This is a genomic window from Lentzea albidocapillata subsp. violacea (assembly GCF_900100275.1).
GTDB lineage: Bacteria > Actinomycetota > Actinomycetes > Mycobacteriales > Pseudonocardiaceae > Lentzea > Lentzea violacea.
Window position 1 is genome coordinate 169,465 of the sequence record NZ_FNET01000008.1, and the last position, 16,659, is coordinate 186,123.

General features: G+C 69.1%; 14 protein-coding genes and 1 tRNA gene. 10 read left to right on the forward strand and 5 right to left on the reverse strand.

Annotated features, from left to right (window positions below):
• The first annotated feature begins 4 nt into the window (after positions 1-4).
• A complete protein-coding gene (locus tag BLR21_RS19735) occupies positions 5-1,114 on the forward strand; it encodes a PQQ-dependent sugar dehydrogenase (protein ID WP_090007297.1) in 1,110 nt (369 codons plus the stop codon).
• Between the two features lie 195 nt (positions 1,115-1,309).
• Here BLR21_RS19735 and BLR21_RS19740 read toward each other — a convergent pair whose 3' ends face one another.
• The 3 genes from BLR21_RS19740 to BLR21_RS19750 all read right to left on the reverse strand — a co-directional run bounded on the left by BLR21_RS19740 (position 1,310) and on the right by BLR21_RS19750 (position 3,558).
• Entirely contained in the window at positions 1,310-1,732 is a 423-nt protein-coding gene (locus BLR21_RS19740; protein WP_176929709.1) for a PH domain-containing protein, read from the reverse strand.
• Positions 1,733-1,983: 251 nt separating this feature from the next.
• Entirely contained in the window at positions 1,984-2,583 is a 600-nt protein-coding gene (locus BLR21_RS19745) for a TetR/AcrR family transcriptional regulator (RefSeq protein WP_143027795.1), read from the reverse strand.
• A gap of 33 nt (positions 2,584-2,616) precedes the next feature.
• Entirely contained in the window at positions 2,617-3,558 is a 942-nt protein-coding gene (locus tag BLR21_RS19750; RefSeq protein WP_090007300.1) for an acyl-CoA desaturase, read from the reverse strand.
• Positions 3,559-3,730: 172 nt separating this feature from the next.
• On the opposite strand from BLR21_RS19750, the gene BLR21_RS19755 reads away from it, so the two are divergent.
• From BLR21_RS19755 to pth, 8 genes are all read left to right on the forward strand, one after another.
• On the forward strand, positions 3,731-4,870 hold the full coding sequence (locus BLR21_RS19755; RefSeq protein WP_090007301.1) for an alpha/beta hydrolase family protein: 1,140 nt from the start codon (positions 3,731-3,733) through the stop codon (positions 4,868-4,870).
• Positions 4,871-4,958: 88 nt separating this feature from the next.
• Positions 4,959-5,029, forward strand: a tRNA-Gln gene (locus BLR21_RS19760).
• 14 nt (positions 5,030-5,043) lie between these two features.
• Positions 5,044-6,741: a GGDEF domain-containing protein gene (locus BLR21_RS19765; protein WP_256334799.1), complete on the forward strand. Its 1,698-nt coding sequence runs from the start codon at positions 5,044-5,046 to the stop codon at positions 6,739-6,741.
• Positions 6,742-6,787: 46 nt separating this feature from the next.
• Positions 6,788-8,260, forward strand: coding sequence for a bifunctional UDP-N-acetylglucosamine diphosphorylase/glucosamine-1-phosphate N-acetyltransferase GlmU (glmU, locus tag BLR21_RS19770; RefSeq protein WP_090007302.1), 1,473 nt, complete (start codon positions 6,788-6,790; stop codon positions 8,258-8,260).
• 14 nt (positions 8,261-8,274) lie between these two features.
• The gene (locus tag BLR21_RS19775) at positions 8,275-9,246 is read left to right on the forward strand and encodes a ribose-phosphate diphosphokinase (protein ID WP_030482093.1); all 972 of its coding nucleotides are present in this window, start codon (positions 8,275-8,277) and stop codon (positions 9,244-9,246) included.
• An 856-nt stretch (positions 9,247-10,102) separates the two neighbouring features.
• On the forward strand, positions 10,103-10,702 hold the full coding sequence (locus BLR21_RS19780; protein WP_090007303.1) for a 50S ribosomal protein L25/general stress protein Ctc: 600 nt from the start codon (positions 10,103-10,105) through the stop codon (positions 10,700-10,702).
• Positions 10,703-10,764: 62 nt separating this feature from the next.
• Positions 10,765-11,271, forward strand: a complete 507-nt coding sequence (locus BLR21_RS19785) for a DivIVA domain-containing protein (RefSeq protein WP_090007304.1) — start codon at positions 10,765-10,767, stop codon at positions 11,269-11,271.
• Complete coding sequence (gene pth / locus BLR21_RS19790; protein ID WP_090007305.1) at positions 11,261-11,824, forward strand: aminoacyl-tRNA hydrolase; 564 nt, start codon at positions 11,261-11,263, stop codon at positions 11,822-11,824. The genes BLR21_RS19785 and pth overlap by 11 nt, the downstream gene beginning before the upstream one ends.
• 4 nt (positions 11,825-11,828) lie before the next feature.
• On the opposite strand, the gene BLR21_RS19795 is transcribed toward pth, so the two are convergent.
• Complete coding sequence (locus BLR21_RS19795) at positions 11,829-13,442, reverse strand: fatty acyl-AMP ligase (RefSeq protein WP_090007306.1); 1,614 nt, start codon at positions 13,440-13,442, stop codon at positions 11,829-11,831.
• Positions 13,443-13,542: 100 nt separating this feature from the next.
• Between BLR21_RS19795 and BLR21_RS44415 the strand changes: the two genes are divergently transcribed.
• A complete protein-coding gene (locus BLR21_RS44415) occupies positions 13,543-14,856 on the forward strand; it encodes a DivIVA domain-containing protein (protein ID WP_276526497.1) in 1,314 nt (437 codons plus the stop codon).
• 6 nt (positions 14,857-14,862) lie between these two features.
• Here the strand turns inward: BLR21_RS44415 and BLR21_RS19815 are convergent, their stop codons facing one another.
• The gene (locus tag BLR21_RS19815) at positions 14,863-16,632 is read right to left on the reverse strand and encodes an ABC-F family ATP-binding cassette domain-containing protein (protein WP_090007307.1); all 1,770 of its coding nucleotides are present in this window, start codon (positions 16,630-16,632) and stop codon (positions 14,863-14,865) included.
• Positions 16,633-16,659: the final 27 nt, after the last annotated feature.

Here is a 16,659-nt window from a genome sequence, read left to right on the forward strand (position 1 = left end):
GGACATGCGCGCACTCGTTGCTGCTGGGTTGGTGCTGGTCGTCGCGGCGTGCTCGTCGCCGGAACCGGGCGGCAACGCGCCGTCGAAGGCGCCGGCGCCGCAGGGCCTGAAGGTCGAGGAGATCGCGGGCGGCTTCCAGCACGCCTGGGACATCGGGTTCCTGCCCGACGGCTCGATGCTCGTCACCGAACGCCCCGGCGGCGTCAAGCTGGTCAGGAACGGCCAGGTCACGCCCGTCGACATCGACCTGGGCGACCTGCAGGCGCGTGGTGAGGGCGGCCTGATGGGGCTGGTGATCCACCCGGACAACGAGCGCTTCACCGTTTGCTACAACACCTCGCGGGACGTGCGGCTGGTGACGTTCCGCCTCGACGGCACGAAGGCGACCAGGACGAAGGACCTGCTCACCGGCATGCCGTCGAACTCCAGCGGGCGGCACTCCGGCTGCCGGCCGACGCTGGCGCCGGACGGCTCGATGTTCGTCGCGACCGGGGACATCGCGCAGGCCCGCAACCCGCAGGACCGCACGAGCCTTGGTGGCAAGGTGCTGCGGATCGACCCGGAGACGGGTGAGGGCGCGGCCGGCAACCCCTTCATCACCTCGGCGAACGCCAACGAGCGCCGCGTCTACTCCTACGGTCATCGCAACGTGCAGGGTGTGGTGTTCCGGCCGGGTGGCGACCAGATCTTCTCCAGCGAGCACGGCCCTGACGTCGACGACGAGGTCAACCTGGTGCGGAAGGGCGCCAACTACGGCTGGGACCCGTCCCAGGGCGGCACGCAGACCCGGTACGACGAGAGCGTGCCGATGACCGACCTGGAACGGTTCCCGGACGCGGTGCCGGCGGTGTGGTCGTCGGGGTCGACGACCGAGGCGATCTGCCAGGCGGCGTTCTGGAACGGCAAGCTCGCGATCACCGCGCTGAAGGGCTCGAAGCTGCTGCTCTTCACGCTCGACGCCGCCGGCAAGGTGCAGAACGTGAGCATCCCCGAGGAGCTGAACGACACGTACGGCCGGCTGCGCGCCGCCCGCACCGGGCCGGACGGGGCGCTCTACCTCACGTCGTCGAACGGGACGAACGACAAGCTGCTCAGGCTCACCGGGAACGGCTGAGCCCGGCCGAGCCAGGCTTCACTGGAAACCATCGCGCCGGCATCGCCGAGGTCGGCGCACTTGTCGTGATCCTCGAACGTGCACCGCGCTGAGGTGGATGCGGATGTGACGCACCGCCGGCACGCGATCATCGAACAGAGGCGATCAGAGCCACCCACTCCAGGACGTCGAGCGCGAGCGGCAGGTCGAGGACCGCTATCGCCTGTTCAACGCTGCCAGCACCGACCGAACGGCCTTCTGGTCGTCGTTCATGCCGCCGGGAAACGCCTGACACTCCACGCTGGAGCCGTCCAGAAGGAAGATGTGCAGACCGTTTCTCCACCTGGGCAGCACGTTGGGGCGCAGGTACTCGACCCGCGCGATGTCCTGCCAACGCAGTTCGACGGTCTCGATCAGGTTTCGCACCACGACGCCATCAGGACCGATCTCGACTCCGATGTGCCACACCCGCCACATGCCGAGCCCGGAGAGGGGAGCGGCGATGCACAGGAAAGCCACCTGACCGAAGCCAGGTGTGCCGAATATGACGAAGAACAGCGCCGCCAGCACCGGCATCCCGGTCACGAACAGTCCTGTGCTGCGGTAGCGCGGCTGGACGTGGTTGACCCTTTCCCCCACACCGGGACCGTACCACCGAGTCCACCGTCTAAGTGGTCGGCGACAGATCGCGATCACCAAGGCCGCTGGTGTCATCAGCTGTTGTCACGGCCTCGCCCTCGCGGCATGGAACCCCGGTGTCCGGTTCATCGAGGGAGCTTCACTACGACTGGAACAAGTACCGCACGCTGGTCCGTGACAAGAGCATCACACCCGTGATCGCCCGCCGTGGAACCGAACATGGCTCCGGGTCGACTCCGTAGTTAGGAGTTCTAGGAACGGCTGCGCAGCTTCGGCTTGTGCTCCATCGCCGACAACCCGTTCCACGCCAGGTTCACCAGGTGCGCCGCGACCTCGTCCTTCTTGGGCTTGCGCGCCTCCAGCCACCACTGCCCGGTCAGCGCGACCATCCCGACCAGCGCCTGCGCGTAGAGCGCGGCGAGCTTGCGGTCGTAGCCCTGCCTGGCGAAGTGCAGCCCGAGGATGTGCTCGACCTGCGACGCGATGTCGTTCAGCAGGGACGAGAACGTGCCGGAGGACGACGCGACGGGCGAGTCGCGCACCAGGATGCGGAACCCGTCGGTCGAGCCCTCGATGTAGTCGAGCAACGCGCAGGCGGCCTGTTCGAGCAGCTCACGCGGGTGCGATCCGCCGTCCAGCGCGTCGACGATCTGGTCCATCAGGCGCTGCATCTCGCGGTCCACGACGACGGCGTAGATGCCTTCCTTGCCGCCGAAGTGCTCGTAGACGACGGGCTTCGACACGCTGGCGCGGGCGGCGATCTCCTCGACCGAGGTCGCGTCGAAGCCCTTCTCGGCGAACAGGGCCCGGGAGACGTCCAGGAGCTGCTCTCGGCGTTCCTTGCCCGTCATCCTGACCCTGGCCATCGAGTCAGCCTACAAAGGTCACTTCCTGGCGGTGATCCTGGCCAGGCGCTGTTCGCTCGGCCAGCGGACGTGCGTCGCCCAGCCGAGCTTCTCGAACGTCCAGATCACGCGGGCCGAGATGTCGATCTGGCCGCGCCTCACGCCGTGCCGTGCGGAGGTCGGGTCGGCGTGGTGCAGGTTGTGCCATGACTCGCCGAAGCTCAGGATCGCGAGCGCCCAGACGTTGGCCGACCGGTCGCGGGCGGCGAACGGGCGGTCGCCCACCATGTGGCAGACCGAGTTCACCGACCACGTCAGGTGGTGCAGGAACGCGACGCGCACCAGGCCGGCCCAGAAGAACGCCGTCACGCCGCCCCAGACCGACCACGTGACGAGGCCGCCGAGAACGCCCGGCGCGGCCAGCGAGATCGTCGTCCACAGCACGAAGTGCTTGTCGACCCACACGATGTCCTTGTCGGCCAGCAGGTCCGGCGCGAAGCGCTGGTGGTTGGTCTTGTTGCGCTCGAACAGCCAGCCCATGTGCGCATGCCAGAAGCCCTTGGCCAGCGCCGCGGGTCCGGTGCCGAACAGCCACGGCGAGTGCGGGTCGCCCTCGCGGTCGGAGAACGCGTGGTGGCGGCGGTGGTCGGCCACCCAGTCGATGACGGGACCCTGCAAGGCCATCGAGCCGGCGATCGCGAGCGCGATCTTCAGCGGGCGCTTGGCCTTGAACGAGCCGTGCGTGAAGTAGCGGTGGTAGCCGGTCGTCACGCCGAGGCCCGAGAGGTAGTAGAACGCGACGAAGAGCGCCACGTCGACCCAGCCGAGGCCCCAGCCCCAGGCGAAGGGAACGGCGGCCAGCAGCGCGAGGAGCGGAACGACGACGAACACGTACACGCCGAACTGTTCGGCGTGGTTGCGCCGTTTTCCGAGCAGGGGTTTCGGGCCGAGGTCCGCGGCCCGGTCCATGGTCGAAGTCATCCGGAAACCTCTGGGGGGTGAGGGGTTGACGTACCTACGCGACCGTAACTTACGCAAGCGTAAGTTAGGCTCCCCTGCTTCGCTACACCCGGCGTGGAAACTCATGGACAGTTCTCAGGAACAGCCCGCTGTGTCGCCTGGAATCGAGACCTCGACCCGGCATCATCGAACGATGGCCAGCCGCAAGATCATCCGGATCACCGTGACCTCGTTGCTCGTCGTGCTCGTGCTGGTCACAGCGGCTCTGGGCGGCGTCGGCTGGTACTACAGCGGCGAGCTGCTCGAACCGGAGGAGGTGCCGCGGCGCTACCCCGAGACGGCGCTGGGGGTGGACGACAGGAACGTCGTCCTCGCCGAATCGAAGCTCACGCTGCAACGCGGCACGTTCGGCATCGTCTGGCCCGGCGGCACCGCGAAGGTCGGCGACATCGCGTCGACCAGGAACGGCCGCGTGGAGCGCCCTCTGCTGGAGGGCACCGCACCGCCCGAGGGCACCAAGGTGCGCATGGAGACCGGCGTCTACGAGGGCAACCCGAAGACGTCGCTCGGCCTGGTCTTCAGCGACGTCGCGGTGCCGGGCGAGCTCGGCGACATGCCCGCGTGGTTCGTTCCGGCGGCGAAACCGGACACGTGGGTCATCACCGTGCACGGCCGTGGCGCGTCGCGTGAAGAGGCACTGCGGGTGGTTCCGCAGTTGCACGGCGCGGGGTTGCCCGTCCTGCTGATCACCTACCGCAACGACCCCGGCGTCCCGAAGTCGCCGGACGGCCTCTACCACCTCGGCGACACCGAATGGCGCGACGTCGAGGCCGCGATCAGGTACGCGCAGGGCCAGGGCGCGCAGAAGGTCGTGCTCTACGGCTGGTCGATGGGCGGCGCGATCGTCGGCCAGACGCTCGCCCGGTCCGGCCTCGCGGCGGCCGTGAGCGGCGTCGTGCTCGACTCCCCCGTCACGAACTGGACGCAGACGCTGAACCTGCAGGCGGAGAACCGGGGCGTGCCGACGTGGCTCACGCCGGTGGCCGAGGTCGTGTCCGGCTGGCGCGCGGACATCGACTTCGACCGGTTCGACCTGGTCCGCAACCCGCCCGCGCTCAAGCCGCCGACGCTGCTCATCCACGGCTCGGCGGACGGCACAGTGCCCGCCCAGTCGTCGCGCGACCTCGCGACCGCGGCGAACGGGCTCGGGTGGCCGCTGCAGTACGTGGAGATCCCTGGCGCCGACCACACGTCGGGGTGGAATGTGGCGACGGACACGTATCGCACCGCCCTGGGTGACTTCCTGACCAGGTCAATCGGCGCGAAGCCGTGATCTTGAACTGAGCCGAGTGAGTGGTGGTTGGACACGAAGAGGACCACTCGTGACAACATGTGCCCTGAGCGGACGTGAGTTCGCTCATTCCGCCATGGTGTAAAGGCAGCACCTCTGATTTTGGTTCAGATGGTCCAGGTTCGAATCCTGGTGGCGGAGCTGGGCACGAGTCAGTGTGGTCTTTGGGAGGTGCGAAGCTGCCCGAGGAAACGGTCGACGAGCAGGGCAACGTGGGCCACCGCCATCACGAGATGTCCGACGCGTGGCTGGTGGGTCGCGCGAGCGAACTCGTCGCCGTGGCCCAGAGCAGCCACCTCGCCGCGCAACTGGACGCGGCCGCCGAGATCGACCGCATCCTCGCCGAGGCGCAGGGCCGCGGTGAGCCCCGCATCGTCGCGCAGCTGCTCAGAGCCGCGGCCGTGGTCAGGCTGGTCACGCCGGGCCTCGTCGACATGTCCGATCCGCAGCTCGACGAGATGCTCGCCCACTGCCGCCGCCACGGCCTGATCGTGCTGGAGGCGGACGCGCGGGCGTTGCGCGGCCGCCGGTTCCTGCTGGGCAACGCCGAGGACAAGGCGCTGACCGAGATCGCGTCGGCCCTGGCGATGATGCTCGACGAGGTACCCGAGGTCGACCCGGTCTTCGACAAGCGGATCTGGGACCAGCTGCTCGCCACGACGCTGCAGGACATCGCCCTGGTGCTGACCCAGCTCGGCGTCTACGAGATGGCCGACGACGTGCTGGCGGGCGCGAACAACGCGCTGCGCGAGAGCGGCCAGCCGCACCAGATCTACGTCCACCTGGTCAACCGCGCCCGGCTGCGGATCGGCTGGGGCCTGCGCCTCGAACGGGTGAACCTGCACGACGCCGCGCACGAGCAGTTCAAGGTCGCCTCCGGGCTCGCCGAGGCCGCCGAGGTGCCGTTCCGGCAGTCGCTGCACCCCGGCCGGCGTGACCTCGACGCCGCCGAGCAGGTGCCGATCCTCGGTGCCGCCCACGCGCTGACGAACCCCAGGGAAGGCCACCTCGACCGGCTGTGGTCGTTGCGCGGCCTGTCGATGTACGCGCGGGAACTGATCATCGTCGCGATCGCGCTGGCCCGGTGCCTGGTCGAGGCGAACCGGCTGGACGACGCGCTCAAGGTCCTCGACGACACGCGCACGCAGATGGAGCACGACACGTCGGAACCGTCGCTGGTGCTGTCGCTGGAGCGCGAGTACGCACACCTGCACGGTCCACACACGACGTCGGCGCTGCAGGCCTACAACGCGGCCTTGGAGCTGGAGCTGTGGCAGATGCGGGAGTCCCGCGTGGCCACGCTGCAGACGCGCCGTGAGCACGAACGGCTGACGCGGGCGCACGGCCAGATCGCGCAGCAGGCGTTGCAGGACCCGTTGACCGGGCTGCCGAACCGCCGCGCGCTCGACGACAAGATGGGCGAGCTCATCGCCGGTCAGGTCGATCCGTTCTCCATCGCGCTGGTGGACCTCGACGGGTTCAAGGGCGTGAACGACCGGCATTCACATGCCGACGGTGATGATGTTCTCCGGGTGATTGCCAGCACACTCCGGCAGGCCCTGCGGGGTGACGACATGGTGGCCCGCTACGGCGGTGACGAGTTCGTCGTACTGCTGCCGGGCGCCCCTCTGCACGCCGCGGAAGCGGCACTCGGCCGGGCCGTGGATGCCGTGGCGGGCTTGCCAATCGACCTCTCCCGGGGAGTGACGCTGTCGGTCGGTGTCATCTCGCTGCGGCCACGCGAATCCGCCAACCAGGCCCTGTCAAGGGCGGACTCGGCGATGTACGTGGCGAAGCGCCAAGGTGGCTGCCAGGTTGCGGCCGTGGCCGGGGAGCCCTCCGCGGAGGCTTAGGCTGGTCGCGGACTTCGAAACACCCAGCCTGTTAGGGAGAGCATTGATGCTCGAGGGCCCTGTCAGCACGGTCGTGCTCGCCGCCGGGGAAGGCACCCGCATGCGGTCGTCCACGCCCAAGGTGCTGCACCGGATCGCCGGCCGCTCACTCGTCGAACACGCGGTGCGCGCCGCGGCCGGCACAGACCCCGACCACCTGGCCGTCGTGGTCGGTCACGGCCGAGAAGCCGTCACCGAGCATCTGGAGACCCTCGCCGCGACGCTGGGCCGCAAGGTCACCGTCGCGGTGCAGGCCGAGCAGAAGGGCACCGGGCACGCCGTCTCGTGCGGCCTGGCCGAGCTGCCGCACGACCTGGCCGGCACGGTGATCGTCAGCTACGGCGACGTGCCGCTGCTCGACACCCAGACGTTCACCGCGCTGCTCGCCGAGCACCGGTCCGCCGGCAACGCGGTCACCGTCCTGACGGCCGTGGTGGAGAACCCCACCGGATACGGCCGGATCGTCCGCGACGCCGACGGCACCGTGCAGCGGATCGTGGAGCAGAAGGACGCCGACCAAGCCGAGCAGCTGATCAACGAGATCAACTCCGGCGTCTACGCGTTCGACGCGGCCGTGCTGCGAGACGGCCTCTCGCGGTTGTCCACCGACAACGCGCAGGGCGAGCTCTACCTGACCGACGTCCTGGGCATCGCCCGCGGCGACGGCAAGCGCGTGGGCGCGCTGATCGCGTCCGACCGCTGGCTGGTCGAGGGCATCAACGACCGCGTGCAGCTCTCGGCCGTCGGCGCCGAGATGAACCGCCGCATCGTCGAGGGCCTCATGCGCTCCGGCGTGACCGTCGTGGACCCCGCCTCGGTGTGGGTGGACGCGGACGTGCAGGTGGGCCAGGACGCCCTGATCGAGCCGAACGTGCAGCTCCGCGCGGGCACGGTGATCGGCTCCCAGGCGACCGTCGGCCCGGACACCACACTCTCCGGCGTGACGGTCGGTGCCGGTGCCTCCGTCGTGCGAACCCACGGCAGCGACTCGGTGATCGGCGACGGCGCGTCCGTCGGCCCGTTCGCCTACCTCCGCCCCGGCACCTCCCTGGGCGTGAAGGGCAAGATCGGCACGTTCGTCGAGACGAAGAACTCGCAGATCGGCGACGGCTCGAAGGTCCCCCACCTGTCCTACATCGGCGACGCCACGATCGGCGATCACAGCAACATCGGGGCAGCATCGGTGACCGTCAACTACGACGGCGTGAACAAGCACCGCACGATCGTCGGATCCCACTGCCGCACCGGCTCGGACAACATGTTCGTAGCGCCGGTGACCGTGGGCGACGGCGCGTACACCGGCGCGGGCACCGTCCTGCGCCGCAACGTCCCACCGGGCGCGCTGGCCGTGTCCGGAGGCCCACAGCGCAACCTCGAAGGCTGGGTAATCAGCCGTCGTGAAGGCACGGCGGCCGCTCAGGCGGCAGCCGAGGCCCTGGCGAAGCAGAATGCCGACGAGAACACAAAGGAGGGTCGCTGACCGTGAACCCGCAGATGCCCGGCACACCGAAGAAGAACCTGATGCTCTTCGGCGGGCGCGCCTACCCGGAGTTGACGGAAGAGGTCTCGAAGCACCTCAACGTCACGGTGACCCCTCAGTCGGCCTACGACTTCGCGAACGGCGAGATCTTCGTCCGCTTCGAGGAGTCCGTCCGAGGCTGTGACGCCTTCGTCATCCAGTCGCACACCGCACCCATCAACCAGTGGCTGATGGAACAGCTGATCATGGTCGACGCCCTGAAGCGGGCCTCCGCCAAGCGCATCACCGTGATCATGCCGTTCTACCCGTACAGCCGCCAGGACAAGAAGCACCGCGGCCGCGAGCCCATCTCCGCCCGCCTGGTAGCCGACCTGTTCAAAACCGCAGGCGCCGACCGCCTAGTGTCAGTCGACCTGCACACCGCCCAGATCCAGGGCTTCTTCGACGGCCCGGTAGACCACCTGTGGGCCATGCCGCTCCTGGCGGACCACATCCGCGGCAAGTACGCGGGCCACGAGATCACCGTCGTCTCCCCCGACTCAGGCCGCACCAAGCTGGCCGAGAAGTGGGCGGACACCCTGGGCGGCACCCCCATCGCGTTCATCCACAAGACCCGCGACCCCCTCCGCCCGAACGAGGTCGTCTCCAACCGCGTGGTCGGCAAGGTAGAGGGCCGCCTCTGCATCGTGATCGACGACATGGTCGACACCGGCGGCACAATCGCAGGCGCGGTGAAGCAACTCCTCAACGAGGGCGCCTCCGACGTCGTCATCGCCGCCACACACGGCATCCTCTCCGGCCCCGCAACCCAACGCCTGCAGGACTCGGGCGCCCGCGAGGTCGTGTTCACCGACACGCTGCCAATCCCAGCGGAGAAGCGCTTCCCGAACATGACCGTCCTGTCCATCGCACCGCTCTTGGCACGAGTGATCCAGGAAGTGTTCGAGGACGGCTCCGTAACGTCACTGTTCGACGGCAACGCCTAACCCAACGGCTTAACGCGACGCCGGAGGCGAGCCGTCCTTACCGCGCGGGCCAGGCGGTGGGGTCCCATCACGAGTCGCGCCATAGCTCTTGCTGCACCCAAGAAGGGAGGTCAACCCGACACGCTTTTCGTCCACTTGACACCCCTCCTTGCATGTGGCCCGCTCTTGGCTCGGCTCGTGATGGGACCCCACCGCCAACGCAACCCTCTAAGCAACAGGCAGCCGCCCAAAGCAACAGGCGTGCCATCAACCCGCCCGTGGCGTGGACCCCCTGATCAGATTGCCGGGGTCTGGGGCAGAGCCCCAGGGAAAGCACGCAACGCAAGGTCGCCGCCCGCAAGGTGACCACCCACAAGAGTCGCGGCACGCAAAGGTGACCACCCGCCCGGTCGCGTATCGCAGGCCCCCCCGTCCGGTCGCACGTCGCAAGCTCGCCGCCCGCAAGGCGACCACTCCCGCCCGGTCGCGCCCCGCACACCGACCACCCGCAAGGTCGCCGCCCGCAAGGCGACCACCCGCAAGCCCGCCACCCGCAAGCCCGCCGCTCACAAGGTCGCGGCCCACTAGCCGCCCACTAGCCGCCCACTCGCCGACCCCGCAAGCCCACCAATCACCCACCCCACAAACAACCCACCCCCCGACTTAGCACCCCACCCACCCCCTCACCTACACTGGTCGGGTTGCCTCGGCGAGGGCGAGCTTTCCAGCTCAACGTGATCGACGCGGTGGCTCGATGCCGCGCGTGTTGAAGTCATCCGTGTGCTGCTCGCCACCGCTGGCCACCCCCCTAGCTGATCCGCTCATACTTGTGCACCGCCCCGACGTACAAGGCCAGACTTGTAAGGAGTACCCCACCGTGTCCGAGGTCCGTCTCGCCGCTGAGCAGCGCACTGAATTCGGCAAGGGCGCCGCCCGCCGTACCCGTCGCGCCGGCAAGATCCCCGCGGTGCTCTACGGCCACGGTTCCGACCCGAAGCACCTGGCCCTGCCGGCGCTCGAGTTCGCCCGTGTCGTCCGTGAGCACGGCCAGAACGCTGTCCTCACCCTCGCCCTTGACGGCGAAGCTGAGCTGGCGCTCACCAAGACCGTCACCACGCACCCGATCAAGAACTACATCGAGCACGTCGACCTGCTGCTCGTGAAGCGCGGCGAGAAGGTCACCGTCGAGGTGCCGCTGGTCATCTCGGGCGAGCCCGCTTCGGGCACGCTGCTGACGCAGGACCTCAGCACGATCCAGATCGAGTCCGACGCCATGAACATCCCGGAGCAGATCGAGCTGTCGATCGCCGGGGTCACCGCGGGCACGCAGATCCACGCCAGCGACCTGATCCTGCCGGCCGGTGCCGTGCTGATCACCGACGCCGACGCGCTCGTCGTCGCCGTGAACGAGGCGCCGTCCGCGGCGCAGCTCGAGGGTGACGAGGCCGCTCCGGCCGAGGCCACCGAGGAAAGCTGAGCCCCATCACGTCGGGCCGAAACGACGGCGCGTCACCTCCTCACAAGGGGGGCGGCGCGCCGTTGCCGTACCTGCGGCCCGCGGACGTCCGGTCGAAGACCTTCCGCCGCAAGCGGCAGGGTTACGACCCGGACCAGGTGAACGAGTTCCTGCAGATCATCGCCGACGCCCTGGCAGGTCGTCTCCGCCTCAACCCGGACCACGTGCGCACCGTCAGGTTCGCCACGGTCCCGAACGGCTACGACCCGCTCAGCGTCGACGGCGTCCTGCATCTGCTGGAGTTCCAGGTCCGCAACGGCATCGTGCCGCCGACGGGCCTGAGCACCGGCGAGGACCTGCGCGCACGCAAGCTCCCCAAGTCCAGCACCGGTTACGATCGTGCCGAAGTCGACGCCTTCGTCATCCGTGCCGCGGCCAACCTGGACGGCCGGGGTGCCATGACCTCCACGGAGGTCCGCAACACCCGGTTCAGCACCACGTCCGGCCTGCTGGGCAAGGGGTACCAGGTGCAGGCCGTGGACACGTTGCTGGACGATCTCGAGCAGGAGTTGCGGTTCCGTGGACGCTGACCTCGCCCTCATCGTCGGGCTGGGCAACCCAGGCCCCCGGTACGAGGGCAACCGTCACAACATCGGCTTCCTGGTCCTCGACGAACTGGCCGCCCGCGTCGGCGGCAAGTTCAAGGCCCACAAGTCAGGCGCCGAGATCGTCGAGGGCAGGCTGAGCGGCCACCGGGTCGTGCTCGCCAAGCCGCGCAGCTTCATGAACCTCTCCGGCGGCCCCGTCGCGAGCGCCGTGAAGTTCTTCAAGCCCACCACCATCGTCGTGATCCACGACGAGCTGGACCTCCCGTTCGCCGCCATCCGCATGAAGCTCGGCGGCGGCGACAACGGCCACAACGGACTCCGCTCCATCACGAAGTCCCTGGGCACCAAGGACTACCACCGCGTCCGCTTCGGCGTGGACCGTCCGTCCGGCCGCCAGGACCCGGCCGACTACGTCCTGAAGGACTTCTCGACCGTCGAGCGCAAGCAGCTCGCACTGGAGATCGACCGGGCGGCGGACGCGGCCGAGGCCCTCGTGACCAAGGGCCTCGAAGCCGCGCAGAACAGCTTCCACTGAGCAGCTACACCAGAGCGGCCGCCGCCGACCGCCTGAGCTTGCCGGACGGCGTCTTCGGCAGCGTCCCCGGCGGCTGCACCACCACCGCGAACGGCCGCAGCCCCACGGCGTCCACCACCCGAGCCGTGACCTGCTTGGCCAGATCCTTCTCGGCCTCGGCGTCCCCGGCCCGCTTCGACTCCACCACGACGGCGAACCGTTCGCGCTGCGTCCCGGCGTCCAGTCGCACGGCGACGGCGTTGCCGGCGCGCACCCCGTCCACCGAGCAGGCGGCACGCTCCACATCGGTCGGATAGATGTTCCGGCCGCCCATGATGATGACGTCCTTGCGGCGCCCGCAGACGACCACCTGGCCGTCCTCCACCACGTACCCCAGGTCCCCGGTGGACAGCCACCCTTCGGCGTCCTGTGTCGCCAGTGGACCGTTCACGGTCAGGTAGCCGGGGGTGACGGCCTCGCCGCGGATCTGGAGCTCACCGACGTCCCGGACGCCCAGCACCTCACCGGAGTCGGACACCACCCGCAGTTCCAGCCCCGGCAACGGCGGCCCCAGCAACGGGAACGCACGCCCGTCCGGTGCGGGCACGGCCTTCTTGTCCGCCTCCACCGCGTCGGCGTCCACCACGTCCACCGACAGTCCGGTGAACAGAGGCGCGAAAGCCACACCCAGGGTGGTCTCCGCCATGCCGTAGGCCGCGAGGATCGACTCCGGCCGCAGCCCGAACCGCTCCCCGGCGTCCACGAACGACCGCACGGCCGCCGGGTCGATCGGCTCGGCGCCGTTCAGCGCCAGCCTCAACGAGGACAGGTCGAAGGAATCGGACGAGGAAGCGAGCCGGCGCGCCACGATCGCGTAGGCGAAGTTCGGCGCGGCCGTGATCGTGCCGCGGTGCCGGGTGATCAGGTCGGCCCACAACGTCGGGCGGGACAGGAAGTCGACGGGTGTGACCTTCACCAGTTCCAGACCGAACAGCATCGGGACGGTCAGGAACCCGACCATGCCCATGTCGTGGAACAGCGGCAGCCACGAAACCATGACGTCAGAGGCGGGATCCAGCGCCGCCGCGACGCGCATGCCCTCGGCGTTCGACATGAGATTGCGGTGCGTGATGCGCACCGCCTTCGGATCGGCGGTCGATCCACTCGTCAACTGCAGCAGTGCCGTGGCATCCTCGGGGGTGGGAACAGGAGCAGCGATCGGTTCCGCATCGAGTTCGGAGAGCAGTCTGTAGGGCACTCCGTGCTGGTCAAGGACGGCAGCCAGAGCATCGAACGGGCTGCCGAGCAGGACCAGATGCGAATCGATCATGGCAAGCACCCGCAGCGTGTCCTCGGCCCACTCGGCCAGGTCGGTGCGTGGTGTGGGTTGATGCAACATCGTGACGCTGCCACCACACAGCCATGCGGCCTGCACGGCTGGGGCGATCACGGCTGGTTCGGCGGCGAGCACGGCGATCGCGGTGCCCGGCGCCACGTCGAGCGCACCGGCCATCCGCCGGGCGCGTTCGTGCACCTCGGCCCAGGTCCGGCGGACCGGCACGGCGGGTTCACCCGTCGTCATGCCCCTGTCCCCGCCGCTGGTGGCCGTCGCCAGCATCACATCCACGAACTGACTCATGTTCGCGATCGTAGTGGCGCCGTTTGGTCCATCAGGGCGAAACGTTATGCCACATGAAACGCGATACTCCCCAGTACAGGTACGCAGGAGGAGGTCATTGGTGGATCGGGGCGGCCCCGGAGCGCAACATCGTCTACCCGCGCATCCGGCACCTCTGCTCTCCGCGCAGGACGTGGCCCTGGTCGCGTTCCACCGTCCCCCGCAAGGTCAGCGCGGGTACGACGCGGCTGAGGTGGACGCGTTCCTCGACCGGGTCGAGGGCACCATGAAGAGCAAGGACATCCTCACGCGCGAAGACGTGCTCAACGTCAAGTTCAGCACCGCGACCCGGGACCCGGGCTACGACGTGAACGAGGTCAACGTCTTCATGGAACTCGTGGCGGACACACTGCGGTCCACTCCGCAACGCCGGCAGGCCTCAGCGCCCGCCCAGGGCGCGCACGCCACGTCGCAGGCGATGAGACCCGCGGTGCGGTTGTCGCCCGACGACGTGGCCGCTGTGCGCTTCCACAAGCCGAGACCGGGGACCCGCGGCTACCACGAGGGACAGATCGACGCGTTCCTCGACCGCATCGAGCAGACCCTGCGCGGCAGGGACAACCTGACCGCACAACAGGTGCAGGACGCCGTGTTCGGCGAGACCGCGCCCGGCACGTTCGGCTACGACGAGGAAGACGTCGACACGTTCCTCGACCTCGTGGTGCTGATGTTCGAGACCGCGCCACCGCCCCGCAACCCCGGCCCCCCGACGACGCAGCTCCCGCAGCAGCAGCAACGGCCGCAGCAGCGTCAGCCGGATCCGAAGCCGCAGCAACGCACTCAGCAGCCGCCCCAGCAGCTTCCGCCCGCCCAGCAGCCCGCGCTGCAGAAGGCCATCGACTCGCCGAAGCTCACCGCGGCGGACATCCGCAACATCGCGTTCCACCGCCCTCCCCGCGGCCGCCGCGGCTACCAGGAGTCCCAGGTGGACGCGTTCCTCGACCGCATCGAGGCGACGCTGCTCGGCCAGGACAACCTGACCGCGAAGGACGTCCGCGACATCAGGTTCTCCCGTCCGTTGATCGGCCGGCGCGGCTACGACGAGACCGAGGTGGACGGGTTCCTCGGCCAGATCGAGCAGCAGCTCTCCGGACCGGTGCGCAGCAGCATGCCGTCGGTCAAGTCGTGGAAGGACCTGCGCCAGCTGCGGATCCCGCAGGCGGCGTCCGGGCAGCGCGGCTACCGCACCGCGCAGGTCGACCGGATGCTGGAGGAGATCGGCGTCGCGCTCGACGGCATGCTCGGGGCGACCGCCGAGGAGGTCATGAAGGCGCGCTTCAGCTACGCGCTGCTCTCCGGCCAGGGCTACGACACGTCGTTCATCGACGAGCTGCTGCCCCTGCTCGCCGCCGAACTACGCCGCAAGGGCAAGTAGACGCCGTCAGCCCTCGACGGCCTCGGCCGCGGCCATCCACTGAGCCTCCACGTCGGACTCCTCCGCCAGCACGGCACGGAGCTCGGCGTCGAGCTTCAGCAGCCTGGCGGAGTCGGTCGCGGCGTCGGCGAGCGCCGCGTGCAGCTCGGCTTCCTTCTTGTGCAGCACCTCGAGGCGCCGCTCCAGCCGTGCCAGCTCCTTGCGGGCGGCACGCTGGTCGGCGGCGTTCGAGGGCGCCTTGTCCGGGCTCGCGCCGACAGCGGACTCCCTGTCGCGCATCGAGTCGCGGCGCTTCAGGTACTCCTCGATGCCACCGGGCAGCTCGGTCAGCCCGCCGTCGCCGAACAGCGCGACGACCTTGTCGCACACGCGCTCGACCAGGTAGCGGTCGTGCGAGATCACGACGAGCGTGCCGGCCCACGAGTCGAGCAGGTCTTCCAGCTGCTGCAACGTGTCGATGTCCAGGTCGTTCGTCGGTTCGTCGAGCAGCAGGACGTTCGGCTCGGCCATGAGCAGCCGGCACAGCTGCAGCCGGCGCCGTTCGCCACCGGACAGGTCGGAGACCGGCGTCCACTGCTTCTGCGACGAGAACCCGAACCGCTCGCCCAGCTGCGACGCCGACATCTCGTACTTGCCGAGCACGACGCGGCGCGCGATCTCCTCGATCGCCTCTAGCACGCGCATCGACCCGTTGAGGTCGAGCAGCTCCTGCGAAAGGTGCGCGATCTTGACCGTCGAGCCCTGGATCCGCTTGCCCGTCTCGGGTTCGCGCTCACCGGCCAGCAGCTTCAGCAGCGTCGTCTTGCCCGATCCGTTGACGCCGACGAGCCCGATCCGCTCGCCCGGCCCGATCCGCCACGTCAGGTCGCGCACCAGCACCCGGTCCGGAATGGACAGTGTGGCGTCCTCGACCTCGATGACCGTGCGGCCCAGGCGCTTCTTCGCGAACGCCAGCAGCTCGACGTTGTCCCGCAACGGAGGCACGTCGGCAATCAACGCCTCCGCCGCCTCGATCCGGTAGCGGGGCTTCGAGGTGCGCGCGGGCGCGCCGCGGCGCAGCCAGGCGAGTTCCTTGCGCGCCAGGTTCTGCCGCTTCTCCTCCAGCGTGTCCGCGAGCCGCTGCCGCTCGGCGCGCGCGTAGATCCAGTCGGCGTAGCCGCCCTCGTACTGCTCGACCTTGCCGTTCACCACTTCCCACGTGCGGTTGCAGACGGTGTCGAGGAACCACCGGTCGTGGGTGACGACGACGAGCGCGCACCTGCGGGCCAGCAGATGCTCCGCGAGCCACCGCACGCCCTCGACGTCGAGGTGGTTGGTCGGCTCGTCCAGCACGAGGAGCTCGAGGTCCTGGATCAACGCCGCCGCGAGCACGACTCGGCGCCGCTCGCCACCGGACATCCGCGACACCACGGAGTCGAGGCCCAGCGCCGTGATGCCGAGTCCGTCCAAAATGGACCGGACGCGGGCGTCGGCCGCCCACTCGTGCTCGGCGTCGAACCCGAGCGGGTCGATCACCGCGTTGCGCACGGTCGACCCGTCCGGCAGTTCGGTGCGCTGCGTCACGACGGCCATCCGCAGGTCGCGCGACCGCGACACGCGGCCGTCGTCGGCGGGCTCCACCCCGGCCAGCACCTCGAGCAGTGTCGTCTTGCCACCGCCGTTCAGGCCGACGACACCGATGCGGTCGCCTTCGTTGACGCCGAGCGACACGCCGTCGAGCAGCGGCCGGACGCCGAACGACTTCGACACGGACTCCAGGTTGACCAGGTTGGCCATCAAAACCTCACGACTAGTAAGAAACTG